This is a genomic window from Xanthomonas cannabis (assembly GCF_040616535.1).
Lineage (GTDB): Bacteria > Pseudomonadota > Gammaproteobacteria > Xanthomonadales > Xanthomonadaceae > Xanthomonas > Xanthomonas cannabis.
Map to the genome: position 1 here is coordinate 528,210 of NZ_CP136580.1, position 25,579 is coordinate 553,788.

The 25,579-nt window shown below is 66.8% G+C and carries 18 protein-coding genes and 1 pseudogene; 11 read left to right on the plus strand and 8 right to left on the minus strand.

Going from position 1 to position 25,579, the window contains the following annotated elements:
• The first annotated feature begins 67 nt into the window (after positions 1-67).
• The 5 genes and pseudogenes from RZV17_RS02235 to RZV17_RS02255 all read left to right on the plus strand — a co-directional run bounded on the left by RZV17_RS02235 (position 68) and on the right by RZV17_RS02255 (position 6,406).
• Positions 68-1,216 carry an efflux RND transporter periplasmic adaptor subunit gene (locus RZV17_RS02235; protein ID WP_355606890.1) on the plus strand — a complete coding sequence of 383 codons (1,149 nt, stop codon included), beginning with the start codon at positions 68-70 and terminating at the stop codon, positions 1,214-1,216.
• Complete coding sequence (locus RZV17_RS02240) at positions 1,213-4,305, plus strand: efflux RND transporter permease subunit (protein ID WP_355606893.1); 3,093 nt, start codon at positions 1,213-1,215, stop codon at positions 4,303-4,305. Before RZV17_RS02235 ends, RZV17_RS02240 begins: the two co-directional genes overlap by 4 nt.
• A 132-nt stretch (positions 4,306-4,437) precedes the next feature.
• A pseudogene (locus tag RZV17_RS02245) lies at positions 4,438-5,244 on the plus strand (oxidoreductase).
• Between the two features lie 66 nt (positions 5,245-5,310).
• Positions 5,311-5,940: a hypothetical protein gene (locus tag RZV17_RS02250; protein ID WP_355606896.1), complete on the plus strand. Its 630-nt coding sequence runs from the start codon at positions 5,311-5,313 to the stop codon at positions 5,938-5,940.
• 133 nt (positions 5,941-6,073) lie between these two features.
• The gene (locus RZV17_RS02255; RefSeq protein ID WP_039407940.1) at positions 6,074-6,406 is read left to right on the plus strand and encodes a DUF6172 family protein; all 333 of its coding nucleotides are present in this window, start codon (positions 6,074-6,076) and stop codon (positions 6,404-6,406) included.
• Between the two features lie 423 nt (positions 6,407-6,829).
• Here RZV17_RS02255 and RZV17_RS02260 read toward each other — a convergent pair whose 3' ends face one another.
• The 6 genes from RZV17_RS02260 to RZV17_RS02285 all read right to left on the minus strand — a co-directional run bounded on the left by RZV17_RS02260 (position 6,830) and on the right by RZV17_RS02285 (position 16,181).
• A complete protein-coding gene (locus tag RZV17_RS02260; protein WP_355606899.1) occupies positions 6,830-8,107 on the minus strand; it encodes a DEAD/DEAH box helicase in 1,278 nt (425 codons plus the stop codon).
• A 235-nt stretch (positions 8,108-8,342) separates the two neighbouring features.
• On the minus strand, positions 8,343-9,890 hold the full coding sequence (locus RZV17_RS02265; RefSeq protein WP_355606902.1) for a dihydrolipoamide acetyltransferase family protein: 1,548 nt from the start codon (positions 9,888-9,890) through the stop codon (positions 8,343-8,345).
• Complete coding sequence (locus RZV17_RS02270; protein WP_355606905.1) at positions 9,887-10,270, minus strand: SH3 domain-containing protein; 384 nt, start codon at positions 10,268-10,270, stop codon at positions 9,887-9,889. Before RZV17_RS02270 ends, RZV17_RS02265 begins: the two co-directional genes overlap by 4 nt.
• Position 10,271: 1 nt before the next feature.
• Positions 10,272-11,342, minus strand: coding sequence for an alpha-ketoacid dehydrogenase subunit beta (locus tag RZV17_RS02275; protein ID WP_199859839.1), 1,071 nt, complete (start codon positions 11,340-11,342; stop codon positions 10,272-10,274).
• Entirely contained in the window at positions 11,335-12,423 is a 1,089-nt protein-coding gene (gene pdhA, locus RZV17_RS02280; protein WP_039407955.1) for a pyruvate dehydrogenase (acetyl-transferring) E1 component subunit alpha, read from the minus strand. The genes RZV17_RS02275 and pdhA overlap by 8 nt, the downstream gene beginning before the upstream one ends.
• 176 nt (positions 12,424-12,599) lie before the next feature.
• Complete coding sequence (locus RZV17_RS02285) at positions 12,600-16,181, minus strand: lamin tail domain-containing protein (protein WP_355606908.1); 3,582 nt, start codon at positions 16,179-16,181, stop codon at positions 12,600-12,602.
• Between the two features lie 444 nt (positions 16,182-16,625).
• Here RZV17_RS02285 and RZV17_RS02290 point away from each other — a divergent pair, with 444 nt between their 5' ends.
• The 3 genes from RZV17_RS02290 (at position 16,626) to RZV17_RS02300 (ending at position 20,313) form a co-directional block, all read left to right on the plus strand.
• Positions 16,626-17,513, plus strand: coding sequence for a tryptophan 2,3-dioxygenase (locus tag RZV17_RS02290; RefSeq protein WP_047693946.1), 888 nt, complete (start codon positions 16,626-16,628; stop codon positions 17,511-17,513).
• A 677-nt stretch (positions 17,514-18,190) separates the two neighbouring features.
• Positions 18,191-19,711 (plus strand): peptide MFS transporter, encoded by a 1,521-nt coding sequence (locus tag RZV17_RS02295; protein ID WP_039412692.1) that lies wholly within the window; start codon positions 18,191-18,193, stop codon positions 19,709-19,711.
• Positions 19,712-19,722: 11 nt separating this feature from the next.
• Positions 19,723-20,313, plus strand: coding sequence for a thioredoxin family protein (locus RZV17_RS02300; protein WP_039412695.1), 591 nt, complete (start codon positions 19,723-19,725; stop codon positions 20,311-20,313).
• A gap of 790 nt (positions 20,314-21,103) precedes the next feature.
• On the opposite strand, the gene RZV17_RS02305 is transcribed toward RZV17_RS02300, so the two are convergent.
• Positions 21,104-21,592 (minus strand): MarR family winged helix-turn-helix transcriptional regulator, encoded by a 489-nt coding sequence (locus RZV17_RS02305; RefSeq protein ID WP_039412698.1) that lies wholly within the window; start codon positions 21,590-21,592, stop codon positions 21,104-21,106.
• Between the two features lie 121 nt (positions 21,593-21,713).
• On the opposite strand from RZV17_RS02305, the gene hppD reads away from it, so the two are divergent.
• From hppD to hmgA, 3 genes are all read left to right on the plus strand, one after another.
• Complete coding sequence (gene hppD, locus RZV17_RS02310) at positions 21,714-22,829, plus strand: 4-hydroxyphenylpyruvate dioxygenase (RefSeq protein WP_039412701.1); 1,116 nt, start codon at positions 21,714-21,716, stop codon at positions 22,827-22,829.
• A gap of 173 nt (positions 22,830-23,002) precedes the next feature.
• Positions 23,003-23,395, plus strand: coding sequence for an endonuclease domain-containing protein (locus tag RZV17_RS02315; protein ID WP_355606913.1), 393 nt, complete (start codon positions 23,003-23,005; stop codon positions 23,393-23,395).
• Positions 23,396-23,534: 139 nt separating this feature from the next.
• Complete coding sequence (hmgA, locus tag RZV17_RS02320; RefSeq protein ID WP_355606916.1) at positions 23,535-24,839, plus strand: homogentisate 1,2-dioxygenase; 1,305 nt, start codon at positions 23,535-23,537, stop codon at positions 24,837-24,839.
• 121 nt (positions 24,840-24,960) lie between these two features.
• Here hmgA and RZV17_RS02325 read toward each other — a convergent pair whose 3' ends face one another.
• On the minus strand, positions 24,961-25,515 hold the full coding sequence (locus tag RZV17_RS02325; RefSeq protein WP_184553293.1) for a hypothetical protein: 555 nt from the start codon (positions 25,513-25,515) through the stop codon (positions 24,961-24,963).
• Positions 25,516-25,579: the final 64 nt, after the last annotated feature.

Genomic DNA, 25,579 nt, shown 5'->3' on the forward strand with positions numbered 1-25,579 from the left:
TGACTATTGACTGATTTGGTCACAAGTCCCAGGATGCGAGCCTTCATCAGATCGCTTCGGGATTCCCATGCTTCGGCGCCGCCTCGTCACCTCCACCGTCCTGTGTGTCCTGCCGCTGGCACTGAGTGCCTGCGGCGGAAAGGCACAGCCTGATCCACGCACTGCCACCCCGCTGGTCCGGGTAGCCACGGTGGGCGATGCCAGCAGTGCAGCGCGCAGCTTTTCCGGCACCGTCGCGGCGCGGGTCCAGAGCGACCTGGGCTTCCGGGTGGCCGGCAAGGTGTCCGAACGGCTGGTCGATGCCGGCCAGAGCGTCAGGCGCGGGCAGCCGTTGATGCGCATCGACCCGGTGGATCTGCAGCTGGCTGCCCGTGCGCAGCAGGACGCGGTCGCCGCCGCGCGTGCCCGCGCCCAGCAGGCCATCGACGACGAGGCCCGCTACCGCGACCTGCGCGGCACCGGTGCAATCTCGGCCTCGGCCTACGACCAGATCAAGGCCGCCGCCGATGCGGCCAAGGCGCAGCTGAGCGCCGCCCAGGCCCAGGCCGACGTGGCGCGCAACGCCAACCGTTACTCCGACCTGCTGGCCGATGCCGATGGCGTGGTGATGGAGACCCTGGTCGAGCCGGGCCAGGTGGTCGCGGCCGGGCAGCCGGTGGTGCGGCTGGCGCATGCCGGCCCGCGCGAGGCGGTGATCCAGCTGCCGGAAACCCTGCGCCCGCAGGTCGGCTCGGTGGCCCAGGCCACGTTGTTCGGCAACGCCGCCGTCAGCGTGCCGGCCACCTTGCGCCAGCTGTCCGAGAGTGCCGACCGGCTCACGCGTACCTTCGAGGCACGCTACGTGCTCGACGGCGCGCTGGCGCAGGCGCCGCTCGGCACCACGGTCAGCGTGCGCGTTCCCGGCACCACCACGGCCGGCACCCAGTCTGGCCTGCAGGTGCCGCTGGCCGCGCTGTTCGATGCCGGCAAGGGGCCGGGCGTGTGGGTAATTGCCGGCAACCCGACCAAGGTGAGCTGGCGGCCGGTGACGGTGCTGGGGCTGGACGATGACCATGCCAATGTCGCCGGCACGCTGGCGCGCGGCGAGCGCATCGTGGCGTTGGGTGCACACCTGCTGCGCGACGGTGCGCAGGTACGCATCGCCGGTGCCGGTGCTGCCGGCAGCACTGCCGCCACCGCTGGCAACACCGCCAAGGCGGCAGGAGCGCAGCCGTGAGCGAGGGCCGGTTCAATCTCTCGGCGCTCGCCGTGCGCGAGCGCTCCATCACGCTGTTTCTGATCTTCCTAATTTCGCTGGCCGGCCTGGTGGCGTTTCTCAAGCTCGGGCGTGCCGAAGACCCGGCATTCACCATCAAGGTGATGACGATCGTGACCGCCTGGCCGGGCGCCACGCCGCAGGAAATGCAGGACCAGGTGGCCGAAAAACTCGAAAAGCGCATGCAGGAATTGCGCTGGTACGACCGTACCGAAACCTACACGCGCCCCGGTCTTGCGTTCACGACGCTGACCTTGATGGACAGCACCCCGCCCGGTGAGGTGCAGGAGCAGTTCTACCAGGCGCGCAAGAAAGCCGGCGATGAAGTGGCAAACCTGCCGGCCGGGGTGATCGGGCCGCTGATCAACGATGAATATGCCGACGTCACCTTTGCGCTGTTCGCGCTGAAGGCCAAGGGCGAGCCGCAGCGGTTGCTGGCACGCGATGCCGAGACCCTGCGCCAGCGCATCCTGCACGTGCCTGGCGTCAAGAAGGTCAACATCATCGGCGAGCAGCCCGAGCGCATCTTTGTCGAGTTCTCGCATGAGCGTCTGGCCACGCTGGGCGTCAGTCCGCAGGACGTGTTTGCCGCACTCAACGCACAGAACGCCTTGAATGCTGCCGGGTCGGTGGAAACGCGCGGGCCGCAGGTGTTCATTCGCCTGGATGGCGCGCTCGACAGCCTGCAGAAGATCCGCGACACCCCGTTGGTGGTGCAGGGCCGCACGCTGAAATTGTCCGATATCGCCACCGTCAAACGCGGCTACGAAGATCCGTCCACCTTCATGATCCGCAGTGGCGGCGAACCGGCGTTGCTGCTGGGCATCATCATGCGCGATGGCTGGAACGGCCTGGATCTGGGCAAATCGCTGGACAGCGAGGTCAGCGCAATCAATGCCGAGCTGCCGCTGGGCATGAGCCTGAGCAAGGTCACCGACCAGGCGGTCAACATCGACGCGTCGGTCGGCGAGTTCATGACCAAGTTCTTCGTCGCGCTGCTGGTGGTGATGCTGGTGTGCTTCGTCAGCATGGGCTGGCGCGTGGGCATCGTGGTGGCGGCAGCCGTGCCGCTGACGCTGGCAGCGGTGTTCGTGGTGATGCTGGCCACCGGCAAGAATTTCGACCGCATCACGCTGGGCTCGCTGATCCTGGCGCTGGGCTTGTTGGTGGACGACGCCATCATCGCGATCGAGATGATGGTGGTGAAGATGGAAGAAGGCTATGGCCGCGTCGCCGCATCGGCGTACGCATGGAGCCACACCGCTGCACCGATGTTGTCCGGCACCCTGGTCACGGCAGTCGGCTTCATGCCGAACGGGTTTGCTGCCTCCACGGCCGGCGAATACACCAGCAACATGTTCTGGATCGTGGGTATCGCGTTGATCGTGTCGTGGGTGGTAGCTGTAGTGTTCACGCCCTATCTGGGCGTGAAGATGCTGCCCGACCTGAAGAAGGTCGAAGGCGGCCACGCGGCGATGTACGACACGCCGCGCTACAACCGCTTTCGCGATGCGCTGGGCCGTGTGATTGGGCGCAAGTGGCTGGTGGCCGGTTCGGTGGTGGGACTGTTCGTGCTGGCGATCGTCGGCATGGGCATCGTCAAGAAGCAGTTCTTCCCGATCTCCGACCGCCCCGAAGTGCTGGTGGAAGTGCAGCTGCCGTACGGCACCTCGATCACCCAGACCAGTGCGGCGGCCGCCAAGGTGGAAGCCTGGCTGGCCAGGCAGAAGGAAGCGAAGATCGTGACCGCGTACATCGGTCAGGGTGCGCCGCGCTTCTTCCTGGCGATGGGCCCGGAACTGCCGGACCCCTCGTTCGCCAAGATCGTGGTGCGTACCGACGACCAGCACGAGCGCGATGCGCTGAAGCTGCGCTTGCGTGAGGCGATCGCGCAAGGCCTGGCACCGGAAGCGCGCGTGCGCGTGACGCAACTGACCTTCGGCCCGTACTCGCAGTTTCCGGTGGCCTACCGGGTGAGCGGTCCCGACCCGCAGGTGCTGCGTGGCATCGCTGCGCAGGTCAAGCAGGTCATGCAGGACAGCCCGATGCTGCGCACCGTCAATACCGACTGGGGCGTGCGCACACCGACGCTGCATTTCAGCCTGGACCAGGACCGCCTGCAGGCAGTGGGCTTGACCTCGACCGCGGTTGCCCAGCAGTTGCAGTTCCTGCTGACCGGCGTGCCGATCACGCTGGTGCGCGAGGATATCCGCAGCGTGCAGGTAGTGGCGCGGTCGGCCGGCGACACGCGCTTCGATCCGGCACGCATCGCCGACTTCACCCTGGCCGGTGGCAATGGCCAACGCGTGCCGCTGTCGCAGGTGGGCAAGGTGGATGTGCGCATGGAAGAGCCGGTCATGCGTCGCCGTGATCGGGTACCGACGATCACCGTGGGTGGCGATGTCGACGACCAGCTGCAGCCGCCGGATGTCTCGGCGGCGATCACAAAGCAGCTGCAGCCGATCATCGACAAGCTACCCGGTGGATATCAGATCAAGGAGGCTGGCTCCATCGAGGAATCCGGCAAGGCAACCACCGCCATGCTGCCGTTGTTCCCGATCATGCTGGCGGCCACCTTGCTCATCATCATCCTGCAGGTGCGCTCGATCTCGGCGATGGTGATGGTGTTCCTGACCAGCCCGCTCGGCCTGATCGGGGTGGTGCCGACCTTGATCCTGTTCCAGCAGCCGTTCGGCATCAATGCGCTGGTGGGGTTGATTGCGCTGTCGGGCATCCTGATGCGCAACACGCTGATCCTGATCGGGCAGATCCATCACAACGAAGCCGAAGGACTGGACCCGTTCCATGCCTTGGTGGAAGCCACCGTGCAGCGTGCGCGGCCGGTGATCCTGACCGCGCTGGCCGCGATCCTGGCATTCATCCCGCTCACCCATTCGGTGTTCTGGGGCACGCTGGCCTACACGCTGATCGGCGGCACCCTGGCCGGCACCATCCTGACCCTGGTGTTCCTGCCGGCGATGTATTCGATCTGGTTCAAGATCCGGCCCGACACCACCGGCAGTAAGCCTGCGGTGGCACGGCACGCGTAAGGCGCCGGGGCGGCGGCAGCGGTGCTGCCGTCGCCCAGGTGTGTGGTCCTTGCATCTCTTTCGAACCGCGGCGCCCGCGTCGGCCTTGCTGCGCGAGCGCACGCTGTTCTCCTTTCATTCGAGGAACCTGCAATGCAACAACAGACTGTGGTGCTGATCACCGGCGTCTCGTCCGGGATCGGGCGCGTGGCCGCCGCGCGTTTTGCCGCGCGTGGCTGCATCGTCTACGGCACGGTGCGCAACCGCGCTGGCGCAACACCGCTGCCGAACGTGGAGCTGGTCGAGATGGATATCCGCGATGCAGCGTCCATCAAACGGGTCGTCGATGGCATCGTCGGGCACAGCGGCCGCATCGATGTGCTGGTCAACAATGCCGGCGCCAACCTGGTCGGCGCGGTGTAGGAAACCAGTGTCGAAGAGGCCGCCGCACTGCTGGACACCAATGTGCTGGGCATCCTGCGCACCCTCCAGGCGGTGCTGCCGCACATGCGTGCACAACGCGCGGGACGCATCGTCAATGTTAGCTCGGTGCTGGGGTTTCTGCCGGCGCCGTACATGGGCGTGTACGCCGCCTCCAAGCACGCGGTGGAAGGGCTGTCCGAATCGCTGGACCATGAGCTGCGCCAGTTCGGTATCCGGGTGACATTGGTGGAGCCGGCGTATACCAAGACCAGCCTGGGCAGCAATTCGCCAGTGGCGCAGACCCCGATTGCCGAGTACGACCGCGAACGTGGCGTGGTCAGCCGTGCGGTCACCGGCCATATCGACAACGCACCGGAACCGCAGGACGTGGCCAGCACCGTGGTGGACGCCGCGCTGGGTGCATGGCGCATGCGTCGCACGCCCCCCGGGCAGGCATCGCTGCTGCGCAAGCTGCGCCGCTTCATGCCCGCCGGTGCGGTGGATGGCAGCCTGCGCAAGCAGCTGGGTCTGCGCTGACGCGTGGCGGCCGCGTTGTGCCAGCCACTGCGTGTATCGTGACCCCGGCCGGGCGCAGCACCGGGCGTGGAGGCGGTCTACAACCAACCGCTGGATCTGGCCGCGGCACGCCGCTACTGGCGCACGCTGTCCGAGGCGCTGCGTCGCCAGTCGCGTGCGCCGGACGAGGTGACCGTGTTCTCCTCCGTGGTCACATCGCTGGCGTCCAGCGAGCGTGAGGCGCTCGACCGTCGCGCCGCACTGGACGCGTTGGGCAACCCGCAGGCACGCCTGCGCCAGCTCGCGGCGATGCTCGGGGTGGAGGCCGGGCAGCTCGACCCCGACCGGCCGATCCCCGTGCAGAGGCTGCCGCAGCCGGTTCCCGCCAGCGCCGATCCGCGTGCGCAACGCGCCTACGCGCTGGCCCTGCAGGGGTGGTCGCTGCACGACATCCTTGCGCATGGCGTACTCGGCCATCACCCCGTCGCCATCGGCACGCCCGAGCAGGTTGCCGACTTCCTGGAAGCCTGGTTTCGCGCCGACATCGGCGGCGGGTTCACCATTCTCCCCGACGCGGGCCTGGGTGCCCTGACCGATTTCGTGGAGCAGGTGGTGCCGATCCTGCAGGCGCGTGGCCTGTTTCGTCAGCGCTATACCGGGCAGACCTTGCGTGACCATCTCGGCCTGCCGTACCGCAATGGCCCGGTGCCGGGCTGAGCCCCGTGCCGGCAATCACAGGGTGCCGGCCAGGTTGGCGGTGGTGAGGGCGCGCCGGCACCGCCGCGCCACGATTCACCCAGACCGGCCACGTGGCCTCACAATAGGCGGCCAGTTCCCAACCGATGTCGCCATGCGCAAGACCTACCAGCTCAACCTTGAAGGCAAGAACCGCGATCGTCTGCTGGAGTCCAGCAAGCACGATATCCGCAAGTACATCCGTCGCGAGCGCCGCAAGGAGTTGCCGGAAGGTGCGGACTACTGGGACTTCGACATGCGCTTTGGCGTGGACGAAGCCAGTGCGCAGCCGCTGCCGCCGGCAGAGCTGATCCGCGCGATCAACACGCTCACCAGCGAAGGTGGCGACCAGTTCTTCGTGGAAATCCTGCGCAAGCCCGCCAAGCGCACCCCGCGCACCGACGGCGATGCGCTGGCCGGCGGCGAGCTGGATTTCGAGCAGGACTGAGCGCCGCTCATGACGACTGCGCCGCCACCATGACGGCGCGGCCGGTGCACTGGACCGGCATCTGGCACGCGTGCGCCGCAGTGCCCTTGCACCGTCCACACCTACGCTGTCGGCTGCTGTCGTGCGCTTGAAGCGCGGCTTTCATCGCGGTTGCGCAGCAGCCGGGCAGGCGATGCTGCAGGCCGGGAAACGGCTGCACCCTGCAGGCGCTGGGGTTGCGCTGCGGCGTCCGTAGCAGACGGATGCGGCTCGCCAGGTTGTACGCCAGCTGCGTCGCGCTCCGCACAAGGCGGCATTTGTCGCCATGTGGTTTAGCGGCGAACCGGACCTGTGCGGCTGTACTGCGGCAACGGGGGCCTGCCACCGCGCGCCGCCCGCGGATCGAGGTGCCTGCGCAACGCGATGTACCGCGCTACTGGCGCGTCAGTCCGGTTTGCCCGCAGCCTGCGCAGCCGCGCGCAGCTTGTCCTTCTTGCTGGGCCGCTTGCCCTTGATGCCGCCGTTGTCGTCGGCTGCGCGGATGGGCGCGCCCGCAGCGGGCGCGTCGCCGGGCGTCGGTTCGAAGCCGGGGACGATCTCGGGGGCGACACGCAGCGCCTGGCGTTTTTCGATCAGCCGCCATTGCTGGGCGTTGTCGGCGGTGACGAAGCTGATTGCCACGCCGCTGGCGCCGGCGCGTGCGGTGCGCCCGATGCGGTGGGTGTAGTCGATGGTGGAGCGAGGCAGGTCGTAATTGAGAACCGCCGGCAGCGCGTCGATGTCGATGCCGCGCCCGGCCAGATCGGTGGCCACCAGCACTTGCACCTCGCGCTGCTTGAACGCGCGTAGCGTGCGTTCGCGGCGGCCCTGGCTCAGGTCGCCATGCAGTGGCTGGGCCGTGATGCCGGCCTTGCCCAGTTTTTCGGCGACCTTCTCGGCGGTGTGGCGGCTGGCGACGAACACCAGCAGCTGCGGCCATGCGTGTTCCTGCAGCAGTTGCCGCAGCAGCTGCGTGCGTTGGCCGGCATCCACCGCGATCGCGCGCTGTGCGATTGCCGGTGCCTGCTCCGGCGTGGCCTCGATGGTGATGCGCAGCGGGTCGCGCAGGCGGCGTTTTGCCAGCGCGGCGATGGCCGGCGGATAGGTGGCCGAAAACAGCACGCTCTGCCGCTGCGCCGGCAGCAACGCCAGGATGCGATCGAGCTCGGCGCCGAACCCCAGCTCCAGCAGGCGGTCGGCTTCGTCCAGCACCAGCGTGGCCACCTCGCTCAGGTGCAGCGCGTTGTGATCGACCAGATCCAGCAGCCGGCCGGGCGTGGCCACCACGATGTCGGCGCCACCGCGCAACGCCAGCAACTGCGGATTGATCGAACTGCCGCCGGTGGCGAGAACGGTCTTCAGGCGCCGCGGCAGATGCGCCGCCAGCTGACCCAGCGTCTCGTCCACCTGCGCGGCGAGCTCGCGTGTGGGCACCAGCACCAGCGCGCCGAGCACGCGTGGCGCGCTCTCCGGTGCCAGCACGCGTTGCTGCAGCAGCGGCAACGCATAGGCCAGGGTCTTGCCCGAACCGGTCTGCGCCATCGCAATCAGATCGCGTCCGGCCAGCATCGGTCCGATGGCCTGTTGCTGGATCGGTGTGGGCGTGCGCACGCCGGCCTTGGCCAGCGCGGTGTCGAAGAACGGCTGCAGCTGCGGCGACAGCGAGAGATTGGAAAATGACATCCGCCGATTATCCAGGCATTGCACTGCAATCGCTCGGTCGCCCCTCAATCGGAGTTTCCGGCGAACACTGCGTCGGTCGGCAGCGGCCCTGCCGCCAGGCCGCAGATCAGCCGCTCCACAACTCAGCCGCGCGACAATCCAGGCGCGCAACCGCCGAAGCGTTGGCGTGCGGAGGGCAGCCGCCAGGCCAGCCGCGCCCATCCAGCGATGGGCGCGGCCAGTTGCCCGCTGCGCCTCAGCTGGCCAGCGCCAGATCGTCCAGCATCGCGCGCAGGAAGCGCGCCGCTTCGCCGCCGGTGGCGGCGCGGTGATCGAAGGTCAGCGACAGCGGCATGACCTTGTGGGTTTCCACCCCGCCCATGACCGGGGTGAGCTGATAGCGCGCACGGCCGGCAGCCACGATCGCCACGCACGGCGGCACCACCACCGGTGTGGCGTAGCGGCCGGCGAACATGCCGAAGTTGGACAGCGAGATGGTGTAACCGCTCAGTTCAGAGGCGGCGATGCTGCGACTTTCCACCTGCTGGCGCAGGCGGTTGACGCCCTCGCGGATGCCGTGCGCATCCAGCATGTCGGCATTGCGCAGCGCGGGCACGAACAGGCCTTCTTCGGTGTCCACTGCGATGCCGACATCGACCTGATGGTGCAGGGTGCGGCTGAGAGCATCGCCATCGAACCAGGCGTTGAGCGCGGGCACTGCCTGGCACGCACGCACGATAGCGCGCACCAGGCGCACGGTGACGTCGTTACCGGGCTGCCAGGTATGCAGGTCGGCGTCGTCGTTGAGCGTGGTCGGCACCACCTTGCTGTGCGCATCGGCCATCACGCGTGCCATGTTGCGGCGCACGCCCTTGAGCTGTTCGGGCTGGCCCTTGGCGCTGATGCCGGGCGATTGGGTGCGCATCGGCTTGCCGCTGGCTGAGAGCGGCGAGCGGGTAGAGCTGCCCTCATCCGCCCTGCGGGCACCTTCTCCCGCAGGCGGGAGAAGGGTCGCCGTTCTGCCGTCGGCAGCGATCGAACCGCCTCTGCCACCGTCAGCAATCGAGCCGCCTCTGCCACCGTCACCGATCTGACCACCCCTCCCACCGTCACCGATTGCACCACCTCTCCCGCTTGCGGGAGAGGTCGGCGCGCCATGCGCGCCGGGTGAGGGCTGCGCGGTGCCGGCGGCGGCTGCCTGTTTCACATCTGCCAGCGTGACCGTGCCGTCCGGTCCGGTGGCGCGCACCTGCGCCAGATCCACGCGCAGTTTGCGCGCCAGCGCCCGCACCACCGGCATCGCGCGCACGCCGCCGACGGCGATGGCCTGCTCGCTCTGCACGGTGTCGGAGCTTTGCATCGCGCCCACCACGGTACCGGCGTCGTCGCGCTGCCCGGTGCCGGCATCGGCATCGGCAATTTCGCCGCCGTCATCGGAGGCCACCACACGCTCGGAGGAGCCGGCCGCGCTCTGGCCGGTGCTCGGTGTCGTGGCCTGGGCGGCGCCGTGACCATGCCCGTGGCCGGTGTCCTGGCCATCGGCGCGCTGCGGCTGCGACGCATCCAGCGCAAACTGCGCCAGCATGGAACCGGTCACGATCACATCGCCGGCGGCGCCGGCCAGCTTGACCACGGTGCCGGAGAACGGCGAGGGCACGTCGACCACCGCCTTGGCGGTTTCCATCGACACCAGTGGCTCGTCTAGGCGCACGCTGTCGCCTTCCTTGACGAACCACTCGACGATGGTGGCATCCGGCAGGCCTTCGCCCAGGTCCGGCAGATGAAACGTCTTGCTTTCGCTCATGGCAGATTCTCTTGCGCCGCAGGCACGTGCGGCGTGGTGTCGTCGAGGAGTTCCAGGTCGGCCGCCGGCAGCCAGCCCTGCGCGCCATCGGCACGCTCGGACCACCACCAGCCACCATGTTCGTGGTGCAGCAACACGTCCTCGCCGGTGTCGGCAGTGAGTTCGCGTGCGTCGTAATCGCGCAGCGCTTCGGCCATGCCGTCGCCCAACGGGCGCAGCCAGGCCAGCGGCGCCCAGCCGGCACGGCCGTCGCCGGTGGTGACCCACGCGAACGCCGGCCATTCTTCGTCGCGTACACCCACGCTGACCCGCTGGCCGGCCTGGAAGCGGACCGGGGTGGCGTAGGCGGCGCGGTGCGTGCAGAGCAGACGGGCGCGCATGTCAGCCGGCAGCCACGGCGCGCCGTGCGGCAGTGACGATGCGCTCCACGCTGGGCAGGTACTTCATTTCCAGCCGGAACAGCGGGATATGCGTGTCGTAGCCGGTGACGCGTTCGACCGGAGCGCGCAGGTCGTACATGGATTTTTCGGCCAGCTGCGCGGCGATTTCCGCACCGAAGCCGGCGGTGCGCGGGGCTTCCTGCACGATCACGCAGCGGCCGGTCTTTGCCACCGATTCGGCGATGGTGTCGAAGTCCAGCGGGCGCAGCGTGGCCACGTCGATCACTTCGGCACTGATGCCTTCGCCGGCGAGTGCGTCGGCCGCTTCCAGCGCTTCCTTGACCTGCGCGCCCCAGGTGACCAGGGTGACATCGGTGCCGTCGCGCAGCACGAAGCACACATCCAGCGGCAACGCCTCGCCGTCGTTGGCCACCACTTCCTTGTACTGGCGGTAGATGCGCTTGGGCTCCATGTAGATCACCGGGTCCGGGTCGCGGATGGCGGCCAGCAACAGGCCGTAGGCACGCTGCGGCGAGGACGGCAACACCACGCGCAAACCGGGCACGTTGGTGAAGATGGCCTCGTTGGCTTCGCTGTGGTGCTCCGGTGCGCGGATGCCGCCGCCCCACGGCACGCGCAACACCATCGGGCAATGCAGACGGCCACGGGTGCGGTTGCGCAGGCGCGCGGCGTGGCAGATCAGGTGATCGACCATGGGATACACGAAGCCATCGAACTGCGCTTCCGCCACCGGCTTCATGCCCTGCGCGGCCAGGCCCACGCTCAGGCCGGCGATGGTGGTTTCGTCCAGCGGCGTGTCCAGTACGCGTTCGCTGCCGAAGCGCTGCTGCAGGCCGGCAGTGGCGCGGAACACGCCGCCATTGACGCCGACATCCTCGCCCAGCACCAGCACCGCGGGGTCGTGTTCCAGCTCCCAGGCCAGCGCCTGGGTGATGGCTTCGATCAAGGTGATGGGCGAACTCATGGCAATTTCTCCGCGCGTTGCAGCGGCGTTGTAAGGGGCACTGGCGTGCTGCGACGTATCGGCGGGCACATGCTTGAGCTCATCCATGACGCGTCTCCAGGGCCATCACCTCGGCGCGCTGTGCCAGCAATGCGGCCGGCGGGTCGCCGTAGAGGTAATCGAACATCGCCTCCACCGGTTGCACCGGCGTGTTCAGGTACGCATTGACCTCTTCGTCGATGCGCGCGCCGCATTCGGCTTTCCATGCGTCTTCCTGTGCCTGGTCCCACAGGCCCTGCGCGGTGAGATAGCGGCGCAGGCGCAGCAGCGGCTCGCGGGTCCAGGCCTGTTTGACTTCATCTTCGCCACGATAGCGGCGCGCGTCATCGGCCGTGGTGTGATCGGTGAGGCGGTAGGTCATGAACTCGATCACCGTGCCGCCGTCGCCGGCCAGCGCACGCACGCGCGCCTGGCGCATGGCTTCGAGCACCGCAATCAGGTCGTTGCCGTCCACCTGCAGGCAATGCAGGCCGCCAGCCAGGCCTTTTTGCGCCAGGGTCTGCGCGCCGGTCTGCGCCGAACGCGGCACCGAGATCGCCCAGCCGTTGTTGATCACGCACAGGATCAGCGGCAGCTTGTAGGCACCGGCCGAATTCAGTGCGGCATAGAAGTCGGTCTTGGAGCTGCCGCCGTCGCCGCAGCAAGCGACCGCCACCTGCGGTTTGTTCTGCAGCTTGAACGACAGCGCCGAGCCGGCGGCATGCAGGCACTGGGTGGAGATGGGCACGCAGATCGGGAAGTCGATGGCCGCATCGGCATCGCGCGGATAGTCGCTGCCGCGCTCGTCGCCACCCCAGTACAGCAGCACGTCGCGCGGGCGCACACCGCGCTCGAACATGGTGCCGTATTCGCGATAGCTGGGCGCGAACACATCGCCGCTACGCATCGATGCACCGATGCCCACGTGGGTGGCTTCGTGGCCAAGGCTGGCAGCGTAGGTGCCGAGCTTGCCGGTGCGCTGCAGGGCCACCGACTTGGTGTCGAAGGTGCGCACGAACAGCATGCGCTTGAACAGGGCGAGCAGGGTCTGCGGATTGGCGGCGTCGGCCGGCAGGTCGTCGCGGACGAGGTTGCCGTCCGCATCCATGTATTGCAGATAGTCGATCTGGAACTGCGCGGCTACGCTCATTGCGGCGACACCTTCATCAAGAAGTTTCAAATGATATGAGTTGCCATGTTAAGGACGGCGGAGCAAAACGCTGTCCTGCACCGCAGCACACAATGATGCTGGGATGCACAAAAAAAGGGCGCGGACCAGGCCGCGCCCTTTGTCGCAGTAACGCACTGCGACGTGTTGCAGTGCGATCAGCGGCGGCTGTTGCCCCCGCCGATCGGGGTGACGATCAGCGCCGTGTTGTCGGCCGGATTGGCATCGGGCGAGCTGGAGCTGGCCGTGGCCTGCACCCGCACCGCGCCTTCGGCCGGAAGTGGCTTGGTTGCTATGGTGAGCTGGAAGGCTGCCTGGGCGCCGGGCTGAACAGCTGTGGTACTTGTGCAGACAAAGACTGCGGTGCGCAGCGACTGCGTTTGCTTGTCGCACTGCCAGCCGCGCGGCGGCACCAGGAGCGACAGCGCGGTGATCGTGTTGCCTTCGATCCGTACGCTGGCTTTGGTTGCCGGTGCATTGCCGACGTTGCTCAGCAGCACCCGGTAGGTGGCACTGAATGCGGTCGTGGGCAGGTTGGTGGGGCCTTCCAAGCGAATCGCCAGATCGCTGCGCGGCAACGCCTGTACGACAACGCTGGCCGCGTCGGTGTTGTTGCCGACTTGCGGGTCGGGCGTCTGCGAAGCAACTGACGCTGCCAGCAGCAACGCGCGTCCTGCCAGTGAAGCACCGGTCTCCACCTGCACCGCAAAACTCTGCATGTTGCCCGCGGGCAACGAGGCGATGGTGCAGGTGACCACGGTCTGCGTGTCGGTCTGCGGGGGCGCACATGCCCAGCCAGGTGCAGCAGTCACCCGCGGGCTCACTGCAGCATCGAACGCCAGGGCGACCGCCGCAAACGCTGCGCTGCCGGGCCCACGGTTTTCCACATCTACCGTGTAGTCGATGCGCTCGCCTTCCGTGACCTGCGCACGTGCGGCCGTGACTGCCACGCCCAGGTCCGCATTGACCTGCTTTGTCATGCGCAACAGCACCACGGTGGGATCGTGATCGGACAGGCGCGTTGGCGTATTGGCATCGTTGCGCGCAGTGCCGGGGAAATCGGCATTGATGCGGGCGTGGCCGACCGAGAGCGAGGCGATCTGCGGCGTGCGCATCAGTGCGTCGTTGGCCAGGATGTGATCCAGCGACTGCACGTTGCCGTCGAAGGCGTACGAGTAGCTCTGGTCGGGCGTGTTGAACCAGGTCAGGTCGGTGTAATCCGGGTTGACCAGATCGGCGCCATCGCCGCCCACCACGGTCTGCGCATCCGGCGCCGGTTTACCGGTGACGGTGCCCATCGCATCCACATAGCCGTCGTTGAATTCGAAGGCGTTGAAGTCGCCCATCACCAGCACTTTCTCGTCAGGGTTCAGCTGCTGACGCGTCTGCAGCAGGCGCGCCAGATACTCGGCCTGGGCCTGGCGTTTGGCGCGGATGCGGGTGCCGGCCGCGTCGTCGGTGTCGGCGCCGTTGAGCGAGCGCTGATGCACCACGATGGCGGTCAGCGGCAGCGTGCGGCCATCGGCCTGATGCACGTTGGCGCTGAGCACCAGCGGCGGGCGGTCGTTGAGCAGGCTCACGCCGCCGGCCGGTTCGGTCCAGGTGGCGGTCTTGCCTTCCTGCGCGATGGAGAGCACTTCCACCCGCGGCACGCCGCCGGCGACCCAGGCGGTCTTGACCAGGAAGCCGACGTCGATGCCGCCGACGTCGTTACCTTCCTGCAGGTAGGCCACGTATTGCGGATTGGACTGCCCGCCGGCCACTGCGTCGGCATTGATGCGCGCCGCCAACGCCTGCAAGACGCTCAGGCTTTCCACTTCCACCGTGCCCAGGATATCGGGCAGATGCAGATAACGGCGGATCGCCAGCGAGGCCTTGTTGAGGCGGGCCTGGAACGCGACCGGCGTGAGCACCGGCTCGCCGATTGCCGGGTCGTTCTGGTCGTCGAAGAAGCGCTCCATGTTGTAGGTCGCCACGGCCACGTCGTCGGCCTGCGGCAGCGGTGCCGGACGCGGTTTATCCGCATCGTTGCAGCTCACCTGCGGGGTACGTTCCGGGTATAGCGTGTAGCGGCGGAAGCTGTAATCCAGCGGGCCGACCACATTGAACACCATGCAGCCGGAGGCCAGATCCAGCCGCTCGCCACCCACGCCGGCACTGCCGACCGCGATCACTTCCGGGTTGGTGTTCCAGCGCGGCACCCCGGCTGGCGAACCGGCCGGCAGCGGGTCGGGCAACTGCACGCCCGGCTCGCGGAAGGCGCGCGGCACGCCGGTGACCACCGCATGGAACACGCCATTGCTGGTGGCCGTGGCATTGGTCTCGTTGACGCTGCCGCCGGTGGGCGCATTGACGGTGAGGCTGGCGGCGGCCACGCGCATGCCTTCCAGCGCTTCGAGCTGGTCATAGGCGCCGTTGGGGTTGGGGAAGTCGGGGCGCAGGATTATCGGCGACGGCAACGGGTTGCCGGTGGAATCGGCCAGCACGGTGACGCTGCCGCCGATTTCGGTCAGCGGTGGCTGGGTCGGGTCGGCGGTGGGCACGTATTCGATCACCGTGCCCTGCACGCGCACCCGGTTGCCGATGGCGGCCGCTTCCGGCGGGGCGCTGCCGGTGTAGACGTAGACGCCTTCGGAGGTGGCCGGGTCGCCATCGGCTTCGGTATCCGGTGCCTGCAGGAAGAACCCGGCGCTGCGGCGTGCGGTGACGATGCCCGAGGTGGCGACGACCTGGCCGTCCAGCGGCGAGCGGGCGCCCTTGCCCTGGATGGCGTGGATCGGCAGCAGGCTGAAATCGTCGTTGACGATGGTGCCGGTGGCGCTCAGCGTGGCCGGCAGCGCGCCGGTGACCCCGCTGATCTGCAGGCGGAAGCTTTCATCCGGCTCGGCGATGGTGTCGCCTACTACGTCCACCGCAATGCTGGCCGTGCGTTCGCCAGCGGCGATGCGCAGTGCAGTGGCGGGCAGGGCGACATAGTCGCTGCCGGCGGTGGCGGTGCCATCGACGGTGGCGGCGGTGAAGCTCACCCCGCCCGCGCCGGCCGGCTGGCTCAGGCTCAGCGTGAACACGACGCTGCGGGTGCCGGTATTGCCCTCGGCCTGGCTGACATCGGCCAGCGTGGCGATCGGTTGGCCGCCGCCGCTGCACAGGCGCGCGGGGCTGGCGGAATTGCGCGGGGCTGGCGCGCCGGTGGCGAAGTCGGCCGCGTTGTTGTCGGTGTCGGTGCACCCTTCATTGCCGCGCAGTACCGCCAGCGTGTTGCTGGGGGCCGGCGTGGGCGCGTTGCCTTCGGCGCAGCTGGCCGTACTGCCGTAGCCGACCAGATCGGCATTGCCGGTGGGGCAGGTGCCGCTCAGCGCGGAGGCGCTATTGCTCAGCGCCACCTTGCCGGCGGTGCCGCTCATGGCCAGCGTGCCGGTGGCATCGGGCGTGGGCAGCGCCACGCTACCGCCGCTGCCATCGGCCTGCTTGACCAGGTAATACCCGCCGGCCGGCACCGTGCCTGCCAACGGGGTGACCTGCCAGCTGCTGCCGGCGGCCGAGGCGTACTGCACCGACCAGCCGTCCAGGCTGACCGTGCTGCTGCCGATGTTGTGCAGCTCGATGAAATCGCTGCGGAGGGTGGCGCCGCTATTGCCGCCACCGCCGTAAACCTGGCTGATGACAACCTGGGCATTGGCATGGCCGGCTAGCGCCAGCCCACACAAAAGTAAGGCTGCACGACACTGCAACACTGGCATGAGATGAGAGTCCCCTGGATCCTTGAGACGTGAAACGCTCCCCTGGTCCGGCCACGTCCCTGGCCGGCAGCGCCGTTCGATTCTGCATGAATTTGCAGACCTAGGTTGACGATAGGGTGACAGCGGCGCAGTGGCTGCGACTGCGCCGGACCCGTGCTGAGTGTTTCAGAGGTGAAAGAAGCGGGCTCGACGCTGAGGGCCTGGGCGTACGAATCGTGCGTATGGGCTTTCTGCGAGGAACCTGCGCTGGCCCCGACTCCCTCGGGGAATCCCGCCGGGGCTGCAAGCAGCCAGCCAAGGCCGGCATGGCCGTGGCCGAATACTTCTCGCCATCCGCCATCCGCCATCCGCCATTCCCGAATCCCGAATCCCGAATCCCGAATCCCGAATCCCGAATCCCCGCCGCTGCGCTACCCTGCGTGGCCCGATCTTCAGCGCTGCGCCATGCCCGTCGACAAGAACCTGCGTGACCTGGAACCCGGCATCCACACCGATCTGGAGGGGCGGCTGACCTATGGCGGCTATCTGCGGCTGGACCAGCTGTTGTCCGCGCAGCAGCCGCTGTCCGAGCCGGCCCATCACGACGAAATGCTGTTCATCATCCAGCACCAGACCTCCGAGCTGTGGCTGAAGCTGCTGGCGCACGAACTGCGCGCGGCCATCGGGCACTTGCAGCGCGACGAGGTCTGGCAATGCCGCAAGGTGCTGGCGCGCAGCAAGCAGGTGCTGCGCCAGCTCACCGAACAGTGGTCGGTGCTGGAGACGCTCACGCCCAGCGAGTACATGGGCTTCCGCGATGTGCTCGGCCCCTCGTCGGGCTTTCAATCGCTGCAATACCGCTACATCGAGTTCCTGCTCGGCAACAAGAACCCGCAGATGCTGCAGGTGTTCGCCTACGACCCGCAGGGCCAGACGCGGCTGCGCGAAGTGCTGGAAGCGCCGAGTCTGTACGAGGAATTCCTGCGCTATCTGGCGCGCTTCGGGCACGCGATTCCGCAGCAGTATCAGGCCCGCGACTGGACCGCCGCGCACGTGGCCGACGACAGCCTGCGCCCGGTGTTCGAGCGCATCTACGAAAACACTGACCGCTACTGGCGCGAGTATTCGCTGTGCGAAGACCTGGTGGATGTGGAGACGCAGTTCCAGCTATGGCGCTTCCGCCACATGCGCACGGTGATGCGGGTGATCGGCTTCAAGCGCGGCACCGGCGGCTCCAGCGGTGTGGGATTTTTGCAGCAGGCGCTGGCACTGACATTTTTCCCGGAACTGTTCGACGTGCGCACGTCGGTGGGCGTGGACAGCCGCCCACCGCAGGGCAGTGCGGTACGTTAGAGCGCGCGGAAGCCCCTCTCCCGGCGGGAGAAGGGTTGGGGTGAGGGTACGGGCTTCACCCTATGGATCAGCCAGAGCCAAGGCGAGTCCCGCAATCGGCAGCATCCAGCGGCACCGCACCCTCATCCGCCCTACGGGCACCTTCTCCCGGCGGGAGAAGGGAATGCGGGCATGGCCGCCATGTTCTGAGCCCCTCTCCCAGCGGGGCGATAAGGCATTGCTTGCGCGCACGGGCGCGCTTGCCTTGGAGCGCCCGCGCCGCGAGCGCGGGCCGGGGCGCGGAGCGGGGGTTGGGGTGAGGGTACGGGCTTCATCCCTATGCATCAGCCAGAGCCAAGGCGAATCCCGCAACCGGCACCATCCAGCGGCACCGCACCCTCTTCCGCCCTACGGGCACCTTCTCCCAATGGGAGAAGGGACGGCGTGGCGACGGTAGGGGATAAGGGGGGGTACTGCCGAAGCAGACGCCGCGGCACCTGCCTGGGCCCAGGCATGGTCTCGCACACGCAGGTGGGATACCCATCACACCTGCCAGATAGCGCCCAATCCAACCACTGTCATCGAGCCGCCGACTCCGGCGAATTTGACGCGTACATGACGTCTAAGTGATCCTCGCGCGTCGCCCAGGGTTCGGCCCTGGTGCACCCAGCCATTACTGAATACGCAAGGGACTCCACATGAGCGTTGACGCAACTGCGCCGACATCCGCTTCCACTCCGCCGCAGCCGCCTGCGCCTCCCGAGTTCCCCACGTTGCTCGGCCACCCCCGGCCGCTGTGGATGCTGTTCATGACCGAATTCTGGGAACGCTTTGCGTTCTACGGCATTCGCTGGGCGCTGGTGCTGTACATCGTGGCGCAGTTCTTTGGCGGCGATGCCACCGGCCAGGCGCCGGCAGGGCGCACCTACGGCGCGTATCTGGCGCTGGTGTATGCGGCGGCGATCTTCGGCGGCTACGTGGCCGACCGCGTGCTCGGCTACCAACGCTCGATCCTGGTGGGCGCGGCGGTGATGGCCACCGGCCTGTTCCTGATCGCCATTCCCGACCACACCATGTTCGAGATCGGCCTGGCCACCGTGGTGGTGGGCAACGGCCTGTTCAAGCCGAACATCTCCACCATGGTCGGCAAGCTGTATTCGGTGGCCGATCCGCGCCGCGACAGCGGCTTCACCATCTTCTACATGGGTATCAACCTGGGCGCGATGATCTCGCCGGTGCTGACCCAGCTGCTGGCCGAAAAGGTGTTCGGCACCGAGGCGATGCCGGCGTACAAGATGGTGTTCATGGCCTCCGGCGTGGGCATGCTGGTGAGCCTGGTGTGGTTCTGGATCGGCCGCGCCCAGCTCAAGGGCATCGGCGCGCCGGCACCGCACGCGCAGGGCCTCGGCCGCGTGCTGATGGTGCTGGTGGGCTGCCTGCTGGCAATCCCGGGTGTGTACTTCCTGCTCGCCGTGGGTGCGGACGTATTGCAGATCGTGCTGACGGCGCTGTTCATCGGGCTGTCGGTGATGCTGCTGGTCGAAGGCATTCGCGAGGGCAAGGTGCAGCGCGACAAGGTGATTGCGATGCTGATCATCTTCGCCTTCAACGTGCTGTTCTGGATGTTCTTCGAGCAGGCCGGCAGCTCGTTCACCTTCCTGGCCGACAACATCGTCAACCGCAACTTCGGCAGCTGGACCTTCCCGACCGCGTGGTTCCAGTCGGTCAACTCCATCGCCATCATCGCGCTGGCACCGGTCATTGCCTGGATCTGGGTCAAGTCCGGCCGCTTCAATCCGTCGATTCCGCGCAAGTTCGGCCTGGGTCTGATCTTCAACGGCCTGGCCTTCCTGCTGCTGATGTTCGCGCTGTCCAGCCTGGTGAGCGATGCCGGCAAGATCCCGTTCTGGACCTTGTTCATGGTGTACGTCATCCAGTCGGTGGGCGAGCTGTGCCTGTCGCCGATCGGCCTGTCGATGGTGACCAAGCTGGCGCCGGTGCGCCTGGTCGGTTTCGGCATGGGTGGCTGGTTTTTGTCCACCGGCATCGGCAACAACCTGTCGGGTATCTTTGCCGGGCATGTCAGTGGAAGCGAAGGCATGAGCGTGGCGTCGGCGCTGGGCGGATATACCTTCGGTTTCTGGGCGCTGGTGGGCGCCGGCGCGCTGCTGTTCCTGATCGCGCCGCTGATCAACAAACTGATGCATGGTGTGAAGTGAGGAGAAAAGCGATGCCGATCAAACCCCTGGTCTGTGGCCTGCTGCTGACGGGCCTGTTGAGCGCCTGCGGGCAGCCCACCGAGCAACAGGAGGCGCCACGGCCGCTGGATACGTCGATGCAGAAACCCCCCAGCGCCGACCCCAGCCAGCCGGTGTCCTCGGGCAACACGCCGACCGCGGCCGATATCGCCGCAGCGGCCGCACTCAACGCGCAGTACGACCCCTCGCGCGATCCGGCGGCGGATCTGGAAACTGCCAAGGTCGAGGCCAAGCGCGGCGGCAAGCGCATCGTGCTCAATGTCGGCAACGCCGCCTGCGAGCCGTGCAAGGCGTTGGACGAGCTGATGGGCGGCGACGCCGAGCTGCGCAGCTTCCGCGATGCGCACTTCGTGGTGGTCAAGGTCAATCGCGATGCGGCCAATGAAAACGCCGCGTTCCTGTCGCAGTTCGCCCAGCTCAACGACTACCCGTCGCTGTTGGTGCTGGACAACGACGGCAAGCTGCTGACCACCCAGGCCGGCCCGGAGCTGCGCAAGGGCGAGGGTTTCGATCGCAAGAAGTTGTTCGATTTCCTCAAGCAGTGGGCACCGCCAGAAGCCTGAGCGCGCTTCACGGTGCGGCCTGCATGCGTGCAAGCGTGTGGCCGGGCAGTGTCTGCGAGGATTCGCCGAGGAGCGGCCCTCATCCGGCGCGTTGCGCCACCTTCTCCCGCAAGCGGGAGAAGGGAGTGTGGTTGGTTGCACGGTGGCCGGAGCGCCACCTTCTCCTGCGAGCGGGAGAAGGAAGTTTGGTCAGTTGTGCGTTGGCCGGAGCGCACCTTCTCCCGCAAGCGGGAAAAAGGAGCGTGGTTGGACGCGCATTGGCCGGAGCGCTTCCTTCTCCCGCTTGCGGGGGAAGGTGCCCGCAGGGCGGATGGGGGGCGAGCGAAGCGCGTGCCGTCAGTCCTTGCCTGCCATGGGTGGCAGCCGGTCCCTGGTCAGCCGAACAATCAGGTGCTTCAGCAACGGCTGCCCCCGTCGGTGCTGAAGATCGACATCAGCCACTGGTCCATCTCGCTGACCAACGCAGCGACGGTCTCGTAAACCTGGCGCCTTCTCCCGCGCGCTGGAAAAGGGAGTGTGGTTGGTTGCGCGTTGGCCGGAGCGCACCTTCTCCCGCAAGCGGGAAAAAGGAGCGTGGCTGGATGCGCATTGGTCGGAGTGCTTCCTTCTCCCGCTTGCGGGGGAAGGTGCCCGCAGGGCGGATGGGGGGCGAGCGAAGCGCGTGCCGTCAGTCCTTGCCGGCCATGCGTGGCAGCCGGTCCCTGGTCAGCCGAACAATCAGGAGCGCTTCCTTCTCCCGCTTGCGGGGGAAGGTGCCCGCAGGGCGGATGGGGGTGAGCGAAGCCTGCCCTCAGTCCTTGCCGGCCATGCGTGGTAGCCCGTCCTTGGCCAGCCGGTCGATCAGCCGTTCCAGCAGCTGCTGTTCCTCGTCGCTGAACACCGACATCAGCCGTTGTTCCATCTCGTTGACCAGCGGCGCGACGGTCTCATAGACCTGGCGCCCGGCCGGCGACAGTGCCAGCATCGATCGGCGGCGGTCGTCGCCATGGGTTTCGCGGCGGATGAAGCCGCGCTCCAGCAGCCGGGCCACTGCGCGGCTCACTGCCACCTTGTCCATCGCCGTGCGGTCGGAGACCTCGCTGGCCGAAGAGCCCGGATACAGCGCCAGGATGGTGATCACCCGCCACTCCGGAATGGCCATGCCGTAACGATCGCCGTATACCTTGGCGATATTGCTGCTGATGCGGTTGGACAGCACGCTCAGCCGATACGGCAGGAACTGCTCCAGGTTGAGCAGCACGGGGTGTTGCGGCGGATGGGGGGCGTCGTGATCGCTCATGTTGCACTGTGTCTTGATTTTGGTTTCATTTGCAACTACAAACGGAGGGTGGCCTGCGCATTCTCGCGGGTCTTCTGCTAGTCCGCATAGCCCTGCGACGCCCCAGCGTGGAGAAACGACGATGAGCGCACAACCGAACACCACTGTAGCCCGCCCGGATCCGGGGATGCAGGTCACCACCTTCGACAATCCGATGGGCATCGACGGGTTCGAATTCGTCGAGTTCGCCGCACCGGCCGGTCAGGCGGCGCAGCTGCACGACTATTTCCGCGCGATGGGCTTCAGCGCCGTGCTGCGTCACCGCAGCCGCCCCATTACCGTCTATCGCCAGGGCGGGGTCAACTTCCTGCTCAACGAAGACCCCGATTCGTTTGCGGCCGATTTCGCCGCCGCGCACGGTCCCTGCGCCTGCGGCTTTGCCATCCGCTTCCGCACGCCGGCCGACACGGTGCTGCAGACGGTGCTGGGCAACGGCGGCGAAGCGGTGCAGAACAAGCCCGACACCCGCGCGGTGCCGGCACCGGTGGTCAAGGGCATCGGCGACTGCATGCTGTACCTGGTGGACCGCTACGGCGAGGCGGGCAGCATCTACGATGCCGACTTCGAACCGATCGAAGGCGCCGACCAGCACCCGGCCGGCTTCGGGCTGACCTTCATCGACCACCTCACCCACAACCTGTATTTTGGCAACATGCAGCGCTGGTCGGATTATTACGAGCGCTTGTTCAACTTCCGCGAGATCCGCTACTTCGACATCAAGGGCGCCAAAACCGGCCTGGTGTCCAAGGCGATGACCGCCCCGGACGGCATCGTGCGCATCCCGCTCAACGAATCGTCCGACCCCAAGAGCCAGATCAACGAGTATCTGGACGCCTACCAAGGCGAAGGCATCCAGCACATCGCCTGCTTCACCGACGACATCTATACCAGCGTGGAGAAGATGCGCGCCGCCGGCGTGAGCTTCCTGGATACGCCGGACACCTATTTCGACGTGGTGGACCTGCGCATTCCCGAACATGGCGAAGATGTCGAACGCCTGCGCCGCAACAAGATCCTGATCGACGCCGATCCGGATACCAAGCAACGCAAGCTGCTGCAGATCTTCACCACCAACTGCATCGGCCCGATCTTCTTCGAGATCATCCAGCGCAAGGGCAATGAAGGCTTCGGCGAAGGCAATTTCCAGGCGCTGTTCGAAAGCATCGAGCGCGACCAGATCAAGCGTGGGGTGCTTTGAGGGCGGGGATTGGATATTGGTGATTCGGGATTCGGGTCAGCTGCACATTGGCACGTAGTGGAGCCCCCGCACTCCGTAACGCGGTTGCCTGACAACATAGGCCAATGAAACCGCACGTGCTTAAAGCCCCTCTCCCCACGGGAGAGGGGTTGGGGTGAGGGTACGGTGGAGCGATGCGAATCAAACCGGCATTACCCACCGTTGGACTCACCAATGCGCGCGCGTTACGAACAGCAATGACCGACGCAGAACGCGCGCTCTGGCGCTGTCTGCGTGCGAATCAGCCCCGAGGCTTCAAGTTCCGACGGCAGCATCCGATTCCGCCGTACATCGCAGATTTCTGTTGTGTCGACGCAATGTTGATTGTTGAGTTGGACGGATCGCAACATCAGGAAGTCAGCGATCAAGCAAGAACGCAATGGCTGCAATCGAAGGGTTGGACAGTGCTGCGCTTTTGGAACAACGATGTACTGCTTTCGCTGGACGCGGTGGTTGAAGCGATCTTCAAAACAGTCGCTATACCGTACCCTCACCCCCACCCCTCTCCCGACGGGAGAGGGGCTTGATCCACCCCAAGCCCAGCCTTCTGCGGTGGTTGAGGCGATCTTCATAATAGTCGCTACCCCGTACCCTCACCCCAACCCCTCTCCCGGTGGGAGAGGGGCTTAAATCCCAGCCTCCTTGGGGCTCATTCGGACGCATGCCATGCACAACCCACAGCGCTACATGACTGGCTTCGGCAACGAGTTCGCCACCGAAGCCGTTGCCGGTGCTCTACCGGTCGGGCAGAACTCGCCGCAGCGCGTGGCGCATGGGCTGTATGCCGAGCAGTTGTCCGGCACCGCGTTCACCGCGCCGCGCGGCGAGAACCGGCGCAGCTGGCTGTATCGCATTCGTCCGGCCGCCGTGCATGGCAGTTTCTCGTTGATCGAGCAGCCGCACGTGCACAACGCCTTCGGCAGCGGCCCGGTGCCGCCGGATCAGCTGCGCTGGAGCCCGTTGCCGCTGCCATCCGTGCCCACCGATTTTGTCGATGGCCTGTACACCATGGCAGGCAATGGCGGCCCGGAAGCGATGACGGGCGTGGCCGTGCATCTGTATGCCGCCAATGCCTCCATGCACGAGCGGTTCTTCTATAACGCCGATGGCGAGTTGTTGCTGGTGCCGCAACTGGGCCGGCTGCGCGTATGCACCGAGCTGGGTGTGCTCGAACTGGAGCCGCAGCAGATCGGCGTGATTCCACGCGGCGTGCGGTTTCGCGTTGAATTGCTGGATGGCACCGCACGCGGCTATGTGTGCGAAAACTTCGGTGGCCTGTTGCGCTTGCCCGATCTGGGGCCGATCGGCTCCAACGGGCTGGCCAACCCGCGCGATTTCGAAACGCCGCATGCGGCCTTCGAACAACGCGAAGGCGCGTTCGAACTGGTCGCCAAATTCCAGGGTCATCTGTGGCGTGCCCACATTGGCCACTCGCCGCTGGATGTGGTTGCCTGGCACGGCAATTACGCGCCGTATCGCTACGACCTGCGTCGCTTCAACACCATCGGTTCGATCAGTTTCGATCACCCCGATCCCAGCATCTTTACCGTGCTGACCTCGCCCAGCGACACGCACGGCACCGCAAACATGGACTTTGCGATCTTCCCGCCGCGCTGGCTGGTGGCGCAGCACACCTTCCGCCCGCCATGGTTCCACCGCAACGTGGCCAGCGAATTCATGGGCCTGGTGCAGGGCGTCTACGACGCCAAGGCCGAGGGGTTCGCACCCGGAGGTGCATCGCTGCACAACTGCATGAGCGGGCACGGCCCGGATGCGGCGACGTTCGAGAAGGCTTCGCAGGCGGACCTCACGCGTCCGGACGTCATTGCAGACACCATGGCGTTCATGTTCGAAACCCGTGCGGTGCTGCGCCCCACTCAACAGGCGCTGCAGGCCAGTCATCGGCAGGGCGACTATCAGCAGTGCTGGTCCGGCCTGCGTGCTGCATTCACCAATCCGCCCACGGACTGAGCCGCGTCGCAGAGAATGCAGGTCGCGCCAACTGGCGCAGAGGCGTAGAGGTGATCAAGCACGTGATCGCCAGTGACCCTGTCCTTGCGTCAACCGCCACGCATCGACAAGCGGGCTGCAATCAGGCGGCCTGCAACGCCTCCGGAAGCAGTTCGCCGATACGCGCCCGCACGCGTTCGGCGTACGAGGCCGAGGTGAACTGCGGCAGCTCCTGCAATGCCACGCCGATGGCGATGCCGATCTCGTCGTCCGCACGCGCCGCCTGCAGCTGGCGATGCAGCACTGCGGCGGCCGGGTTGCGTTGCAATTGCAGGATGTCCAGCAGATACAGCCGGGCGTTGGTGGCCGCGCGCCGGCGCTGGCGGTGCAGGTCGTCGGCGGTGGGCATCGCTTGCAGGGTCTGGACCACCGTGGGCGCCGTCGCAATCAAGGAAGCTGCGGTACGTGCAGCGGTCTCGGGCACGGCTGCCTTCGCGCTGTCGTCGGCAGGCGTCAGATAGCCCATTGCACACAGCGTCTGCACCAGCGCGGTGCCGTTGTCGCCGAGCAACTGCGCAAGTGCGGTCAAGTCACGTTGGCCATCGGCCAGGATCAACGCACGGCGCTGCAGCAGGGTCAGCGGGCTGCGATGCGACTGCAGCGCAGTCAGGGCGAGTGCGGTCTTGCGTGGGGTCATGGCGGCGATCCTGCGAAGCCGGCAGGGTGAGCGTTGCCAATGAAACGCCGATGACATTGGCGCG